Source organism: Amycolatopsis rhizosphaerae (genome assembly GCF_007713715.1).
Lineage (GTDB): Bacteria > Actinomycetota > Actinomycetes > Mycobacteriales > Pseudonocardiaceae > Amycolatopsis_E > Amycolatopsis_E rhizosphaerae.
Genome location: NZ_VJWX01000141.1, coordinates 1 through 14,629, shown reverse-complemented (window position 1 = coordinate 14,629; position 14,629 = coordinate 1). Strand labels below are relative to the sequence as shown.

14 protein-coding genes and 1 pseudogene are annotated in these 14,629 nt (G+C 70.8%); 7 read left to right on the top strand and 8 right to left on the bottom strand.

Translation table 11 applies throughout. The annotated features are described in order from the left end of the window. Positions 1-240, top strand: a pseudogene (locus FNH05_RS38090) (hypothetical protein); the annotation flags it as partial. A 52-nt stretch (positions 241-292) separates the two neighbouring features. Here FNH05_RS38090 and FNH05_RS16075 read toward each other — a convergent pair. From FNH05_RS16075 to FNH05_RS16060, 4 genes are all read right to left on the bottom strand, one after another. Beyond that, complete coding sequence (locus FNH05_RS16075) at positions 293-1,954, bottom strand: fumarate hydratase (protein ID WP_144588999.1); 1,662 nt, start codon at positions 1,952-1,954, stop codon at positions 293-295. A 353-nt stretch (positions 1,955-2,307) separates the two neighbouring features. Beyond that, positions 2,308-3,351 carry a sigma-70 family RNA polymerase sigma factor gene (locus FNH05_RS16070; protein WP_144588997.1) on the bottom strand — a complete coding sequence of 348 codons (1,044 nt, stop codon included), beginning with the start codon at positions 3,349-3,351 and terminating at the stop codon, positions 2,308-2,310. Between the two features lie 253 nt (positions 3,352-3,604). Further along, positions 3,605-4,030, bottom strand: a complete 426-nt coding sequence (gene dtd, locus FNH05_RS16065) for a D-aminoacyl-tRNA deacylase (protein WP_144588995.1) — start codon at positions 4,028-4,030, stop codon at positions 3,605-3,607. Further along, on the bottom strand, positions 4,027-5,508 hold the full coding sequence (locus FNH05_RS16060) for a DUF7782 domain-containing protein (RefSeq protein ID WP_144588993.1): 1,482 nt from the start codon (positions 5,506-5,508) through the stop codon (positions 4,027-4,029). Before FNH05_RS16060 ends, dtd begins: the two co-directional genes overlap by 4 nt. A gap of 38 nt (positions 5,509-5,546) precedes the next feature. Between FNH05_RS16060 and FNH05_RS16055 the strand changes: the two genes are divergently transcribed. The 4 genes from FNH05_RS16055 to FNH05_RS16040 are packed head-to-tail and all read left to right on the top strand — an operon-like array spanning position 5,547 to position 8,909. After that, positions 5,547-6,803 carry an amidohydrolase gene (locus FNH05_RS16055; RefSeq protein ID WP_144588991.1) on the top strand — a complete coding sequence of 419 codons (1,257 nt, stop codon included), beginning with the start codon at positions 5,547-5,549 and terminating at the stop codon, positions 6,801-6,803. Between the two features lie 14 nt (positions 6,804-6,817). Further along, positions 6,818-7,360: a DinB family protein gene (locus FNH05_RS16050; RefSeq protein ID WP_144588989.1), complete on the top strand. Its 543-nt coding sequence runs from the start codon at positions 6,818-6,820 to the stop codon at positions 7,358-7,360. A 51-nt stretch (positions 7,361-7,411) separates the two neighbouring features. Then, a complete protein-coding gene (locus tag FNH05_RS16045; RefSeq protein WP_144588986.1) occupies positions 7,412-8,521 on the top strand; it encodes a M20 family metallopeptidase in 1,110 nt (369 codons plus the stop codon). A gap of 52 nt (positions 8,522-8,573) precedes the next feature. Next, on the top strand, positions 8,574-8,909 hold the full coding sequence (locus tag FNH05_RS16040; RefSeq protein WP_144588984.1) for a DUF3099 domain-containing protein: 336 nt from the start codon (positions 8,574-8,576) through the stop codon (positions 8,907-8,909). On the opposite strand, the gene FNH05_RS16035 is transcribed toward FNH05_RS16040, so the two are convergent. The 3 genes from FNH05_RS16035 to FNH05_RS16025 are packed head-to-tail and all read right to left on the bottom strand — an operon-like array spanning position 8,896 to position 11,109. Continuing rightward, entirely contained in the window at positions 8,896-9,777 is an 882-nt protein-coding gene (locus tag FNH05_RS16035; protein WP_144588982.1) for a carbohydrate kinase family protein, read from the bottom strand. The genes FNH05_RS16040 and FNH05_RS16035 overlap by 14 nt on opposite strands. After that, a complete protein-coding gene (locus FNH05_RS16030; RefSeq protein WP_144588980.1) occupies positions 9,774-10,685 on the bottom strand; it encodes a pseudouridine-5'-phosphate glycosidase in 912 nt (303 codons plus the stop codon). The genes FNH05_RS16035 and FNH05_RS16030 overlap by 4 nt, the downstream gene beginning before the upstream one ends. 40 nt (positions 10,686-10,725) lie before the next feature. Further along, positions 10,726-11,109 (bottom strand): tautomerase family protein, encoded by a 384-nt coding sequence (locus FNH05_RS16025; RefSeq protein WP_144588978.1) that lies wholly within the window; start codon positions 11,107-11,109, stop codon positions 10,726-10,728. Between the two features lie 74 nt (positions 11,110-11,183). Between FNH05_RS16025 and FNH05_RS16020 the strand changes: the two genes are divergently transcribed. Next, the gene (locus FNH05_RS16020) at positions 11,184-11,435 is read left to right on the top strand and encodes a DUF3039 domain-containing protein (protein ID WP_144588976.1); all 252 of its coding nucleotides are present in this window, start codon (positions 11,184-11,186) and stop codon (positions 11,433-11,435) included. A gap of 106 nt (positions 11,436-11,541) precedes the next feature. Here FNH05_RS16020 and FNH05_RS16015 read toward each other — a convergent pair whose 3' ends face one another. Continuing rightward, positions 11,542-12,591 carry a YihY/virulence factor BrkB family protein gene (locus FNH05_RS16015; protein WP_144588974.1) on the bottom strand — a complete coding sequence of 350 codons (1,050 nt, stop codon included), beginning with the start codon at positions 12,589-12,591 and terminating at the stop codon, positions 11,542-11,544. A 206-nt stretch (positions 12,592-12,797) separates the two neighbouring features. On the opposite strand from FNH05_RS16015, the gene FNH05_RS16010 reads away from it, so the two are divergent. Next, positions 12,798-14,579 (top strand): DEAD/DEAH box helicase, encoded by a 1,782-nt coding sequence (locus FNH05_RS16010; protein WP_425458451.1) that lies wholly within the window; start codon positions 12,798-12,800, stop codon positions 14,577-14,579. Positions 14,580-14,629: the final 50 nt, after the last annotated feature.

Here is a 14,629-nt window from a genome sequence, read left to right as displayed (position 1 = left end):
GTCTACGTCAGCGCCGACGGCAGGCTGCTCTCCGTGCGGGGACAGGAGGGCGGCTGCAACCACGCCTCGGCGGAGGTCCGGTCCGAGACCCCGCAGCAGGTGATGGTGGACATCGTGGAGACGAAGTCGACCGTGCAGAACCAGATGTGCACGATGGAGATCCGCTACCCGCTGCTGTCGGTCGCGCTGGCCGCCCCGCTCGGTCAGCGGCACGTGGTTCTGCTCTCAAAGAAGCGCTAGACGCGCGGGAGCCGCCCGGACCGGGTCCGGGCGGCTCCCGTTGGCGGGTCGGTCAGCTGCGGAAGCTGATCTGCAGGACGGGCTCGGAGGTCTCGGCGAAGAAGTCGTTGCCCTTGTCGTCGATCACGATGAACGCGGGGAAGTCTTCGACCTCGATCTTCCACACCGCTTCCATGCCGAGTTCGGGGTACTCGAGCACTTCGACCTTCTTGATGCAGTCCTGGGCGAGCCGGGCCGCGGGACCGCCGATCGAGCCGAGGTAGAACCCTCCGTGCTGACGGCAGGACTCGGTGACCTGCTTCGACCGGTTGCCCTTGGCCAGCATCACCATCGAGCCGCCCGCCGCCTGGAACTGCGCGACGTAGGAGTCCATGCGGCCCGCGGTGGTGGGGCCGAACGAGCCGGAGGCGTAGCCCTCGGGGGTCTTGGCCGGACCGGCGTAGTACACCGGGTGGTCCCGCAGGTACTGCGGCATCTCCTCACCGGCTTCGAGCCGTTCGGCGATCTTGGCGTGGGCGATGTCGCGCGCCACCACGAGCGGACCGGTCAGCGAGAGCCGGGTCTTCACCGGCAGTGCCGACAACTGCGCGCGGATTTCGTCCATCGGCCGGTTCAGGTCGACGCTGACGACCTCGTCGGACAGGTCGTCCTCGGTCACGTCGGGCAGGAAGCGGGCGGGGTCGCGCTCGAGCTGTTCGATGAACACGCCGTCGGCGGTGATCTTCGCCTTCGCCTGGCGGTCGGCCGAGCAGGACACCGCGATGCCGACCGGGCACGAGGCGCCGTGCCGGGGGAGCCGGATCACGCGCACGTCGTGGCAGAAGTACTTGCCGCCGAACTGCGCGCCGATGCCGAACTGCCGCGTCATCTCCAGCACCTGCTGCTCGAGGTCGGTGTCGCGGAACGCGTGGCCCAGCGGGGAACCCTCGGTGGGAAGGTCGTCCAGGTAGCGGGCCGAGGCCAGCTTCGCGACCTTGAGGTTGAATTCCGCGGACATGCCGCCGACCACGATCGCGAGGTGGTAGGGCGGGCAGGCCGCGGTGCCGAGGCTGCGCAGCTTCTCGTCCAGGAACCGGGCCAGGCGCTTGGGGTTCAGCACCGCCTTCGTCTCCTGGTAGAGGAAGGTCTTGTTGGCGCTGCCGCCGCCCTTGGCCATGAACAGGAACTCGTAGCTCGGGTCGCCGTGGCCGGGCTTGTGGTACAGCTCGATCTGCGCGGGCAGGTTCGTCCCGGTGTTGCGCTCCTCCCAGAAGGTCAGCGGGGCCATCTGGGAGTAGCGGAGGTTGAGCTCCTGGTAGGCGTCGAAGATGCCGCGTGCCAGCGCTTCCTCGTCGTCGCCACCGGTCAGCACGCCTTCGCTGCGCTTGCCGATCACGATCGCCGTGCCGGTGTCCTGGCACATCGGCAGCACACCACCGGCGGAGATCGCCGCGTTGCGGAGCAGGTCCATGGCGACGAACCGGTCGTTGCCGCTGGCCTCCGGGTCGTCGACGATCGCGCGCAGCTGCGCCAGGTGCGAGGAGCGCAGCAGGTGCTGGATGTCGGTGATGGCGGTGCGGGCGAGCCGGGTCAGTGCGGCGGGCTCGATCTCCAGGAACTTGCGCCCCCCGGCGTCCACGACCCGCACGCCCTCCTCGGTGACGAGGCGGTATTCGGTGTGGGTGTCGGGGGCCAGCGGCAGCACATCGGTGTACTGGAACGAGGTGGTGGTCACGCACTGCTCCTTGACGCGGTTCGGGGCCTTCGACGTTACCGCGCGCTCGGCCTCGCCCACGCTGAGGTGTGGGGAAGAACTACCCGGAAAAGTCGGAAGGCCGGGCCCACCCCGACGGACCCGACCTTCCGGGGTAAGCGATCCGGTGCGCAGCGCACCGGTCGCCAAGCCGGCACCCTTGAAGACGCCGCTGTCCCGGGTGCGTTGCTTCGACTGTTTCGTGATCTACGTCATATGTCAACGCCGCTGTTCGGGTTAAGCGGGTTAAGCGGACGGTGACCGCCCCCGGACGCGATTGAAGGGAGTCCCGGTCCGCGGGATGCGGAACGGAACTCCCTTCGGCGGAAGGTGTTTCAGCTGGCGTAGGCGCGCAGCCGTTCGGCGCGCTCGCCCTGGCGCAGCTTGGACATGACCTCGCGCTCGATCTGGCGCACGCGCTCCCGGGAGAGCCCGAAGTGCTTGCCGATCTGGTCGAGCGTGCGCGGCTGTCCGTCGTCGAGGCCGTAGCGCAGCCGGATGACCGACTGCTCGCGCTCGTCCAGGGTGGCCAGCACGCGGCGCAGGTCGTCCTGCAGCAGGCCGGAGATCACCGCGCTTTCGGCGTCGGTGGCCTCGGAGTCCTCGATGAAGTCGCCCAGGGGTGCGTCCTCCTCCGCACCGACGGGCATGTCGAGGCTCACCGGGTCACGGGCGTGGTCGAGCAGGTCGGCGACCTTGTCCACCGGGATGCCCGACTCCGAGGCCAGTTCCTCGTGCGTGGCTTCCCGGCCCAGTTGCTGGTGCAGGTCCCGCTTGATCCGCGCCAGCTTGTTGACCTGCTCCACCAGGTGCACCGGGAGCCGGATGGTGCGGCCCTGGTCGGCCATGCCGCGGGTGATGGCCTGGCGGATCCACCACGTCGCGTAGGTCGAGAACTTGAACCCCTTGGAGTAGTCGAACTTCTCCACCGCGCGGATCAGACCCAGGTTCCCCTCCTGGATCAGGTCCAGCAGCGGCATCCCGCGACCGGTGTAGCGCTTGGCCAGCGACACCACGAGGCGCAGGTTGGCCTCCAGCAGGTGGTTCTTGGCCTGGTGGCCGTCGCGGATCAGGGCCCTGAGCTCGTTGCGGCGCTGCGCGCCGAGGTTCTCGGCGGTCTCCAGCATGTGCTGTGCGAACACCCCGGCCTCGATCCGCTTGGCGAGCTCGACCTCGTCGGCCGCCGACAGCAGCGCGGTCTTGCCGATCCCGTTGAGGTACACGCGAACCAGGTCGGCGGCGGGGCCCTGGGCGTCCAGGTCGGCGTCGAGGTTCGGTTGTTCGGGTACGCTGGTGGCAAGGGCCGGCTCAGCGGCGGGCTCGGGGATGTTTCGTTCGCGGGCGCGACGAGGCGTCCGCTCGAGAGTCTGTACTGACATTTCTGCCTCCCCGGTCACGGGCTGACACCTGGGTGTCACACCGGTTGTGCTTCGGCGCCGAGCCTGTGGAACCCGGTGCGCGATTCTGGCTTGGTGGGCCGGACATTGTGGTCAACGCCGCGGGCTGTTAAAACGTTCCCGCTTGCCCGAAGAGGAGACGGCGTCACGGGTCGTCCGGTTGCTCGACCAAGCCTGAACTTTTCCTGAGAGACCGGGGAAGGTTTCGCGGCCGCGCTGTGGTCTAGACCTCTGGCTAGACTTCCACCAGTACCGTGAAGGGGCCGTCGTTGACGCTGTGCACAGCCATTTTCGCGCCGAAAACGCCGGTGGCGACCCGTGCCCCGCGGCCGCGCAGTTCGGCGACCACCGCGTCGAAAACTTCGGTGGCGAGCGGCGGCGAGGCGGCCGCGCTCCACGACGGACGGCGGCCCTTGCGGGTGTCGCCGTACAACGTGAATTGGCTCACCACGAGCAGCGGTGCGCCCGCGGTGGCACAGGATTCCTCCCCTTCGAGGATCCGGAGCTCGTGCAGTTTCCTGGCCATCACGGGCGCTTTGTCCGGTGTGTCCTCGCGGTGCACGCCGAGCAGGACGAGCAGACCCGGTTCGCCGATCGCCCCGACGAGCGCCCCGTCCACCGTCACGCTCGCCTCCGTGACGCGCGCGGCGACGGCTCTCATACCGGCTCGACCATCCCGTGGCGGACCAGTTCCCGGATCATCGGCAGCGCGGCGGCGGCGAGTTCCTCCGCCGAACCGCCGTGCGCGACGGCGAGCAGTTCGAGCAGATCCGACAGCGGAAGCACGCCCCGGCAGCCGGCGAGCAGCGCGGCGGCCGCCTCGTCGATCTCGTGCTGCCAGCCGGGGCCGTCGGTGCGGTGCAGGCGGCGGACGGTGGTGTGCCAGCCTTCGTCGCCCGGGGCGTCGACCCGCTCCAGCAGTACCGTGCCGGGCACGCGGAACCGGGTTTCGAGCAGCTCGGTGCCGTGCTCGCGCAGCCATGCCACGCGGTCCAGCCAGGCACCGGCCTCGGGGCCCAGCGGATCGTCGTAGGCCTGCCTGAGGTCTTCACACACGATGGTCGGCTGCTCACCGCCGGTGCGCCGCAGGGTCACGAATCCGAAGCCGACCCCCTGCACCTTCGCCTCGGCGAACCAGTCGAGCCAGGCCGCCGCCTTGGCGCGCCCTTCCGGCGAGCGCGGGTCGATCCCGGCGTCCCGCAGCCAGGTGCCGACGTAGAGACCGGGATCGGCCACGTCACGCTGGACGAACCAGGCGTCGGTGTTCGCGGGCAGCCAGCGGCTCACCCGGTCGGCCCAGTCCTCGCCCTCGACGTGCAGCCAGGAGGCCAGCAGCTGCCCGACACCGCCTTCGTTGAGGAAGGCGGGCAGCTGGCGGACCACCAGCGCGGAGGCGTCGTCCCCGCCAAGACCGGAATCGCGGTACGTGTAGTCGACGCGGGCAGGCCCGACCACGAACGGCGGGTTGCACACGATCTGGTCGAAGCGGCGCCGGGCGACGGGGGCGAACCATTCGCCGCGCAGCAGTTCCACGTCGAGTTCGTTGAGCCGGAAGGTGGCCTGGGCCAGTGCCAGCGCCCGGGGCGAGACGTCGGTCGCGGTGACGCGCCGGGCGTGCCGCGTGGCGTGGAGGGCCTGGACGCCGTTTCCGGTGCCGAGGTCGAGCAGCGTGTCGACCGGGCGGCGGAGGGTGGCGCGGAGGAGACTCAGCGAGGCGTGCCCCACGCCGAGCACGTGCTCCGGCGGGACCTGGTGCCCCAGTGCGTCGGCGTCGAGGTCCGACACCACCCACCAGTCGCCTTCTTCGTCCCCGTGCGGGCGCACGTCCAGGCCCGCGCGCAGCGCGTCACGCTCGCCACGGAGCAGGCCGGTGCCGAGTGCGTCCTCCAGCGGAAGCGGCGCCAGCGCGGCACGCACCGCTGCTTCGGACTCGTCCCCGCCGAGCAGGAACAGGCGGATCAGCGTGCCGAGTTCGCCGGCGTCGGAGCTGGCGCGGAAGGCGAGTTCGGGTTCTCCCCGGCCCAGGGCGGCGTGTGCCATCGGGCCCAGCGCGGCCATCACGCCGCCGGTGTCGTATCCGGTGCGGCGGAACGCTTCACGGAGGCGGGCACAGAACTCTGGGGAAAACTCGGGGTTCACGGGGCGTAATCCTCCCACGCCTGTGCTGAGATGGCGGGATGAGTGTCGACGGTGTGCTCGCCGGGGTTCAGGAGATGTTGCCCGGGCTGGAAAAGCTGTATGTGGACCTGCACCGGCATCCGGAGTTGTCCTTCGCCGAGCACCGGACGGCCGCCGAGCTGGCGGGCCGCCTGGAGACGGCCGGTTACGAGGTGCACACGGGTCTCGGCGGCACCGGGGTGCTCGGCGTCCTGCGCAACGGGCCGGGCCCGGCGGTGATGGTGCGGGCCGACATCGATGCCCTCCCGGTGGAGGAGAAGACCGGCCTGGGCTACGCGAGCCGCGCCCGCGGGCGCGACGGCGACGGCAAGGACGTGCCGGTGATGCACGCGTGCGGCCACGACATGCACGCGACCTGGCTGGCCGGGGCGGCGGAACTGCTGGCGCGGGGGCGCGCGCACTGGCGCGGCACCCTCCAGGTGGTCTTCCAGCCGGGGGAGGAGCACGGCTCGGGGGCGGCGGCCATGGTGCGCGACGGCGTGTTCGACCTCGCGGGGCGGCCGTCGGTGGTGCTCGGCCAGCACGTGGTGCCCGGACCGGCGGGCTGGGTGCTGACCCGGCCCGGCGTGCTGATGGCCGCGACCGACGCGCTGCGGATCGTGCTGCACGGCCGGGGCGGGCACGGCTCGCGGCCGGAGACCACGGTCGATCCCGCGGTGCTCGCCGCGTCGGTGGTCCTGCGGCTGCAGACCATCGTCTCGCGGGAGATCGCCGCGACCGAGTCCGCCGTGGTCACCGTCGGCTCGCTGCACGTGGGCACCACCCACAACGTGATCGCCGACCACGCGGTGCTGGAGGTCAACGTGCGCACTTTCGACGATCAGGTGCGCCGGAAGGTGCTGGCCGCCATCGAACGGATCGTGCAGGGCGAGGCGGCGGTGGCGGGTTCGCCGCTGCCGCCGGAGATCACCGGGCTGGCGAGCTTTCCGGTCACCGAGAACGACGGCGGCACCACGGCGGAGCTGACCGAGGCGTTCCGCGCGCATTTCGGCCCCGACCGGGTGTTCGAGGCCCCCCTCGTGACCGGCAGCGAGGACTTCGGCGAGTTCGCCCGTGTCGCCGGGGTGCCCTCGGTGTTCTGGCTGGTGGGCGGGCTGGAGGCGGGACCGGTGCTGGCCGCGATGGCGGAAGGCCGGTTCGAGCGGGACGTCCCGTCGAACCATTCGCCCCTGTTCGCGCCCGTACCCCACCCGACGCTGCGGACCGGCGTGGAGACGCTCGTGGTCGGCGCGCTCAGGTTTTTGTCGGTGCCCTGAGGCAGAGTCGGGCCATGACCGCGATCCCGGAAGGGAACTACTCACCGCGCTGGACCGGCGGCGAACGTCCCGACCCGCCGCTGACCGGGGACGAACGTGAGATCCTCACGGCCTACCTGGACTGGCACCGGCGCACCTTCGAACTGAAGTGCCTGGGGGTGCCGCCCCAGCGGCTGTCGGAGAAGGCCATCCCGCCGTCGGGCCTGAGCCTGCACGGACTCCTGCGCCACCTGGCGAGTGTCGAGCGCTGGTGGTTCCGCATGCAGTTCGCGGGCGAGCAGGTGCCTCTCCTCTACTACTCCGACGAAGATCCGGACCAGGATTTCGACGATCTCGACGGCGATGTCGAGGAGGCCTTTGCGGTGTGGCGGGCCGAATGCGCCCGTTCCCGCGAGATCGTGGCCGCCGCTTCACTGGACGACACCGGCACCTCGTTCGCGACCGGACGGCCGGTTTCGCTGCGCCGGATCGTGGTGAGCACGCTCGCCGAGTACGCGCGGCACAACGGCCACGCCGATCTGCTGCGCGAGCGCATCGACGGCGCCACCGGGATGTGACCGGGAGACTGGAGGCAGTTTCCGCAGAAGACCGGAGACACCGGAGGGACCATGACCGATGTGATCGCACTGACCCGTGGCCTGCTCGCACTGGACACGGTGGGCCAGGCGGAGAGCACTGCCTGGAAACTGCTCGCTCCTCCGCTGGAGGAAGCGGGTTTCGTGGTGGCCGTCGCCGAGCACGAACCCGGGCGGGGCACCCTCGTCGCCGACTGGCGCCCCGACCTCGAGGTGCCGCCGCTGTGCCTGTCCGGTCACGTGGACACCGTGCCGCTGGGGGCCGAGCCGTGGCGGCACGACCCGTCCGGCGAGATCGACGGTGACCGGCTCTACGGGCGGGGCAGCAGCGACATGAAGGGCGGGGTCGCGGCGATCGTCACCGCGGCGATCGCGCTCACCGCCGGGACGCCGAAGCGGGCCGGACTGCGCCTGGTGCTCACGGCCGCCGAAGAGACCGGTTCCCACGGCGCCCGGTACGCGGCGGCCTCGCTGCTGGACGAGCCGAGCGGCCCGCTGGTGATCGCGGAACCCACCGGGAACGCGGTCTTCCACGGGCACAAGGGAGCGTTGTGGCTCCAGGCACTCGCCACCGGTGTCACCGCACACGGCTCGATGCCTTCCTTGGGGGACAACGCGATCTACAAACTGGCCCGCGCGGTGTCACGTTTCGAGGAGTACCGGTTCGGTATCGCACCGCATCCGGTGATGGGGGAGCCGACCCTCAACGTCGGCACCTTCAGCGGCGGCCTCAACACCAATTCCGTACCGGACCGGGCGGTGGCGACGATCGACGTGCGCACCGTACCGGGGCAGGACCACGCCCAGCTCACCGCCGTGCTGGCCGCCGTCGCCGGTGCCGGGGTGCGCCTGGAGCCGCTGGTGGATCTCCCTCCGGTGTGGACCGACCCCGAGGACGAGTGGGCGCGCTCGGCCGCCGGGATCGCCGGCGAGGTGACCGGGCACCCCCGCGAGCCCCGCGCGGCCCCCTATTTCACCGACGCTTCGGTGCTGACCCCGGCACTCGGTTCGGTGCCGACGCTGATCTGCGGGCCGGGGGAGCCGGAGCAGGCCCACGTGACCGACGAATGGTGCTCGTTGAACCGGTTACGGGAATCCGTGGAGATCTTCGAACGTCTCGGTGCGCACTGGTGCGGTCTTTGACGTGCCCCGGACTGTCGCCGGGGCGCGACGAGTGGCAGCATGGACGGCGGAGGTGGTCGTAGTGAGCAGGTCCCCCCGGTCGTCCGGGAAAGAGGCCGAGCCGGTTCTCATCACCGAGGCCGCCCCCTCCTTCGAGGAAGAGCACGCCGCCCGCAAGCGCAAGTACGCGCTGATGATGGGTCTGCGTTTCCCGTGCCTGGTGCTCGCCGGTGTCTTCTACCACACCTGGTGGCTGGCACTGCTGTTCGTGGTGCTGTCGGTGCCGTTGCCGTGGGTCGCGGTGCTGATCGCCAACGACGGCCCGCCCCGCAAGGCGGAAAAGGTCAACCACTTCCACCGTGAGGTGAAGGCGATCGAGCACCGCGAACACCGCGTCATCGACGGCTGAGCCGCTCCGGCTGAGCCCCCGCAACGCTGACCGCCCTGGCGCCGAACCGCACCCCGGCCCGCAGCGCCTCGATCGGGGGTTCTCCACCCAACCAGGCCGAAAGCAGGCCGGCGTCGAAGGCGTCGCCGGCGCCCGTCGAGTCGACGCAGGTCACCGCTTCGGACGGCATGCTCGTGACGCCATCGCCGTCCACCCAGGCGGCTCCGTCCAGGCCCGCCGTCACGGCCACCGCACCGACCGTGTCCAGGAGCCGCCCGGCGGCCGCGGGTTCGGCCGAACCGGTCAGCGCCAGCAGTTCGTCGGTGTTGGGCAGCAGGAGGTCGACGCCCCGCACGTCGTCGAGGAAGGCGGCGGGGTCGGTGAGCAGCGCGGCGGCCTGGGGGTCGACCGAGGTGGTCAGGCCCGCCGCGCGGGCGGCGGAGAGAGCGGTGAGCCCGCCGGCCCGCGAGGACGGGTCGAGCAGCACGTAGCCGGACAGGTGCAGGTGGCGCGCCCCGGCGAGGAGAGCGGGGTCGAGGTCCCCGGGCGCGAACCGTGCGTTGGCTCCCCTGGCGGCGAGCATGCTGCGCTGCCCCTCGCCGTCGACGAGCACCACGACACAGCAGGTGGCGGCATCGGCATCGACGGTGAAGGCACACCGCACCCCCGCCGCTTCCAGCTCCTGGCGCACCCAATGGCCGCCGGCGTCGTCCCCGATGCGCGTGACGAGGCTGGTGTCCACGCCGGCTTCGGTCAGCCATCGGGCGGTGTTGGCGCCCGCCCCGCCACCGGTGAGGCGGACCTCGGCCCGCGAGTCGCCGCCGTGCACCACCTCGTCGTGGCGAGCGACCACGTCGAGCCCGGCGTCGCCGACCACGATCACCTTCATGCCGAGGCCGCCAGAGCCACCGCGATCTCGGCGGCCAGCCGGGCGTTGGACAGCACCAGCGCCTCGTTGGCGTCCAGACTCGCGCCGCCGCTGGCGGTGTGGAAGTGCTCCAGCAGCACCGGCGTGACGTCCTGCCCGTGCACGCCGCCGGCGCGCAGCTTTTCGAGCCCCTCGGCCAGCAGCCGGTCGTGCAGCTCCCTGTCCATTTCGGACTCCGCGGGGATCGGGTTGGCCAGCAGCACGCCGGAATCCGCATACCGGCGGTGGGCCGCGACCACGGCGGCCGCCTGGGCCGGATCGTCCACTCGCCACGGCACGCAGTGCCCGGAACCACGCCGGTAGAAGGCCGGGAACTCGTCGGTCCGGTAACCCAGGACCGGCACCGAGTTCGTCTCCAGGACCTCCAGGGTCGCGGCGATGTCGAGCACCGACTTGACACCCGAACACACCACGAGGGTGGGAATCCGGGCCAGCACGCCCAGATCGGCAGAGACGTCCCAGGACTCGCTGGCCCCGAGGTGCACCCCGCCGAGTCCGCCGGTGGCGAACACCCCGATTCCCGCCGCGTGTGCCAGCGCCGAGGTGCTCGCCACCGTGGTGGCGCCGGAGCGGCCAAGGCCGATCGCCGGGCCGAGATCGCGCAGCGACAGCTTGTCCAGGTCCGCACCGGGGGCGCACACGCGCTCCAACTGGGCGGGGGACAGCCCGACGACGGCCTCGCCGTCGAGCACCGCGATGGTGGCGGGCACCGCGCCCGCGGCGCGGACGGTCTCCTCCAGGCGGCGCGCCACGTCGAGGTTGCGGCCGGGCGGCAGCCCGTGGGAGAGGATGGTGCTTTCGAGCGCGACGACGGGCCTGCCGCTGTTGACGGCGTCGGCGACCTCGCCGGAAGGGGAAACTGGGGTCACAAACGATCATTGTCCCCCAGCCCGGCCCCCTCCGGCGTCCTCAGGGCAGGTACTGGGCCTTCCCGTCGCCGAAGGACCAGTCGACAGGCTGGTTCTCGGTGAGCGCGATGAAGACGTCGGCCGGGTCGACGCCGGCACGTTCGCGGGCGAGTTCGGTGATGCGCCGGTAGAGCGCCGTCTTCTGCTGGTAGAGCCGTCCGCCACGCAGGGTGATGGCCACCACGACGAACCCGTCGCCGCGGGTGACACCAAGGTAACCGCGGTCGTACCGCACCTGGCCGGGCTCATGCCGGGTGATGACCTGGAAGAAGTCGTCCCCGGGCACGTCGATGGTCTCGGTCATGGCCTGGTGCACGGCGTCGCCGAGTGCGGTGAGGGTGTCCTGGTCGTAGCTGTCCGGAGCGTCGATGCGAACGAGAGGCATGCGCACACTGTACATACCAGTAGGTACAACGGCCAGGCCTTCGTGTCCGGGGGGTGCTGCGGCATCATGGAGACATGAGCACCATGACGCTGCCCGAGGTCGACACCCGGCCGGAGACCACGGACCAGACCGACAGCGACGAACCGAAGATGTTCCACTACGTGCGCAAGAACAAGATCGCCGAAAGTGCGGTCATGGGCACGCACGTGGTGGCGCTGTGCGGCGAGGTCTTCCCGGTGACGCGCTCGCCCAAGCCCGGCTCGCCGGTCTGCCCGGCCTGCAAGGAGATCTACGAGAGCCTGCAGCCCGGCTCCGGCGGGGAATAGTCCCGGCACTGCCGGTGATCCCGTGAGGGGTCCCCTCACCGTCGAATCGACGTGAGGGGACCCCTCACGGCACCGTGTAACCGGGGGCGAGGAGCCCAGTCTCTGGCTAGTGGGGGTCGTCTGCGGGGGTCTCGTCCTCGCCCTTGCCGCGCGGCCGCCGCAGCGGCGTCGTGGTGCGCTCCCACAGGCTCCGGCCCGGCCCGGCGGTCTCCTCGCGCATCCGCTCCTTCAGCCGTTCCATCTCCAGCCGGCGCCACTTCCGCCGCTGCCGCCGCGTCATCTTCGCCGGCCACAACTCCTGGATCGCCGAGTTGAAGTAGGCGCCGCCCACCACGGCCAGCCCGATGAAGAAGGTGAACAGCAGGAACGCGATCGGGGTGGCCAGCGCACCATAGGTGTAGCCCGTGCTGGTGATCCAGGTCAGGTAGATGCGCAGGCCCACACTGGAGAGCAGGAAGATCACCATGGCCAGCGCGGCGCCGGGCAGGCCGCGGTGCCACGGCAGGCGCCGCGGCAGTGCCAGCTTGTACAGCGTGGCCAGCGCCAGCATCAGCAGGAGCGCCACCACCGGGTAGTAGCCGATGCCGATCCAGGTGGACAGCGTCGGGCGCCAGGACTGGGGGAAGAAGTCGATGAGCAGGTCCGGGCCGATCGCGATCACCGGCAGGCCGATCACCAGCAGGATCAGGCTGGCCAGGTAGAGCAGCAGCGCGAAGATCCGCTGCCACACCTCGTTGCGCACGCCGTACTGGTCGTGGGCCACGGTGATCGCGTCCACGAACGACGACATCGCCGACGAGCCGGCCCACAGTGAGATCAGGAAGCCGACGGAGACGATCTCGCCCTTCCCGATGTGCAGGATGTCGTCGACGGTCGGTTCGATGATCTGCTTCACCACGTTGCCGGTGAACACCTGACGGCAGAAGCCGATGATCTTGTCGTGGACGTCGGCGACGAATCCGGGCCCGAACCAGTCGCCCATGAAACCGAGGCTGCCCAGCAGGCCCAGCAGCAGCGGGGGCAGGGACAGCGTCTGCCAGAACGCCGCTTCCGCCGCCTCCGAGAAGATGTTGCCGTCCCACGCCTTGTCGAGGGTCCGGGCGATCAGGCGCCGTGCCCCCTTGCGGGGCGGCTGGGGCTCGGTCTGGTTACTCATCGCGAGTTCCAGAATGGTCGATTTTCGCGGATTTGGCCCGTTACACCTGTGGCGTGTTCCACTTGCCCGTGGCGCCGGCGGCCCCGCGCCGGGCCGACCGGTACTCTTCTCGCTGCACCCTCACCCGCGTCCGGCGTCGCGGCCGGACCACACCGTGGGGGTTTTCGCATGTGGCGTTCCTGTCGGCGAGAGGAGGGGGACCATCCTTGTCGGACACGGCCCAGCGTAGTGGGAATGGACACCGGGCCCGTGAAGTCGGCGAAATCACCGCGCCGGAGCCGCAGCACGACGCGACCGCGCGCCCGCTGCGCGCCTGGCAGCGGCGTGCGCTGACGAGGTACCTGACCACCAGGCCTCAGGACTTCCTCGCGGTGGCGACCCCGGGCGCCGGGAAGACCGTGTTCGGCCTGCGCATCGCGGCCGAACTGCTCTCCGACCGCACCATCGAGTCGATCACCATCGTCACGCCCACCGAACACCTCAAGCACCAGTGGGCCGCCTCGGCCGCCACGCAGGGCATCGCGATCGACTCGAACTACCGCAACGGCCAGGGGGCCACCTCCTCGGACTACCAGGGCGTGGCGCTGACCTATGCGCAGGTCGCGGCCCATCCCACGCTGCACCGGGTCCGGACCGAGACCCGCAAGACGCTGGTGATCCTGGACGAGATCCACCACGGTGGGGACGCCAAGTCCTGGGGCGACGCGGTGCGGGAGGCGTTCACCCCGGCGGTCCGCAGGCTCGCGCTGACCGGGACCCCGTTCCGCAGCGACGATTCGCCCATCCCGTTCATCACCTACGAGCCCGACGGTGACGGCGCCCTGCGCAGCAAGCCCGACCACTCCTACGGCTACGCCGACGCGCTCGCCGACGGGGTCGTGCGGCCGGTGGTCTTCCTCGCCTACTCGGGTGAGGCCTCTTGGCGGACCAGCGCGGGTGAGGAGTTCACCGCCCGCCTGGGGGAACCGCTCACGGCCGAGCAGACCGCCCGCGCGTGGCGTACCGCGCTGGACCCGGGCGGCGAGTGGATGCCCGCGGTCCTGCAGGCCGCGGACACCCGGTTGCAGCAGTTGCGCGGCAGCGGCATGCCCGATGCCGGGGGCCTGGTGATCGCCACCGACCAGGAGTCGGCGCGGGCCTACGCGAAGCTGCTGCAGCGGATCACCGGGGAGAACCCCGTGATCGTGCTCTCCGACGACCCGAAGGCCACCCAGCGCATCGGCGAGTTCTCCGAGTCCGGCGACCGTTGGCTGGTCGCGGTGCGGATGGTGTCGGAGGGGGTGGACGTCCCGCGCCTGGCCGTGGGCGTGTACGCCACCAGCGCCTCCACCCCGCTGTTCTTCGCGCAGGCCATCGGCCGGTTCGTGCGGGCCCGGCGCAAGGGTGAGACCGCGAGCGTGTTCTTGCCCAGTGTGCCGGTGCTGCTGGAGCTGGCCAGCGAGCTGGAGGCGCAGCGCGATCACGTGCTCGGCAAGCCGCACCGGGAAAAGGACGGCTGGGACGACGAGCTGCTGGCGCAGGCCAACCGCACCGAGGACGAGCCGGGCGAGGAGGAGAAGTCGTTCACCTCGCTGGGCGCCTCGGCCGAGCTGGACCAGGTGATCTTCGACGGCAACTCGTTCGGGACCGCGGTGTTCTCCGGCAGCGAGGAGGAACAGGAGTACCTGGGCCTGCCGGGACTGCTCGAACCCGACCAGGTGCGGGCGCTGCTGCGCAAACGGCAGGAAGAGCAGCTGGCCGACGCGAAGCGCCGCAAGCCGGCCAAGGAGGAGCCGGCACAGGCGCCCCGGCGGCCGCAGTCGGTGTCCGAACGCATCGCCTCCCTGCGCAAGGAGCTCAACGCCCTGGTCGGGGTGTACCACCACCGGACGAAGAAGCCCCACGGCGCGATCCACAGCGAACTGCGGCGGGTCTGCGGTGGCCCGCCGACCGCGATGGCCTCGGTGGAGCAGTTGGAGGAGCGGATCGTCACCCTGCGTTCCTGGTGACGGCGACCTTCCGCGCGGGACGCGGAAGGTCGCTGGAGCCGGTCGGGAAC

Bases quoted from the DNA above. Each gene is read 5' to 3' on its own strand.
- dtd (WP_144588995.1), bottom strand. From the start codon at position 4,030: ATGAGAGCCGTCGCCGCGCGCGTCACGGAGGCGAGCGTGACGGTGGAC.
- FNH05_RS16050 (WP_144588989.1), top strand. From the start codon at position 6,818: ATGACCGCGATCCCGGAAGGGAACTACTCACCGCGCTGGACCGGCGGC.
- FNH05_RS16045 (WP_144588986.1), top strand. From the start codon at position 7,412: ATGACCGATGTGATCGCACTGACCCGTGGCCTGCTCGCACTGGACACG.
- FNH05_RS16020 (WP_144588976.1), top strand. From the start codon at position 11,184: ATGAGCACCATGACGCTGCCCGAGGTCGACACCCGGCCGGAGACCACG.
- FNH05_RS16025 (WP_144588978.1), bottom strand. From the start codon at position 11,109: ATGCCTCTCGTTCGCATCGACGCTCCGGACAGCTACGACCAGGACACC.
- FNH05_RS16070 (WP_144588997.1), bottom strand. From the start codon at position 3,351: ATGTCAGTACAGACTCTCGAGCGGACGCCTCGTCGCGCCCGCGAACGA.
- FNH05_RS16015 (WP_144588974.1), bottom strand. From the start codon at position 12,591: ATGAGTAACCAGACCGAGCCCCAGCCGCCCCGCAAGGGGGCACGGCGC.
- FNH05_RS16035 (WP_144588982.1), bottom strand. From the start codon at position 9,777: ATGAAGGTGATCGTGGTCGGCGACGCCGGGCTCGACGTGGTCGCTCGC.
- FNH05_RS16055 (WP_144588991.1), top strand. From the start codon at position 5,547: ATGAGTGTCGACGGTGTGCTCGCCGGGGTTCAGGAGATGTTGCCCGGG.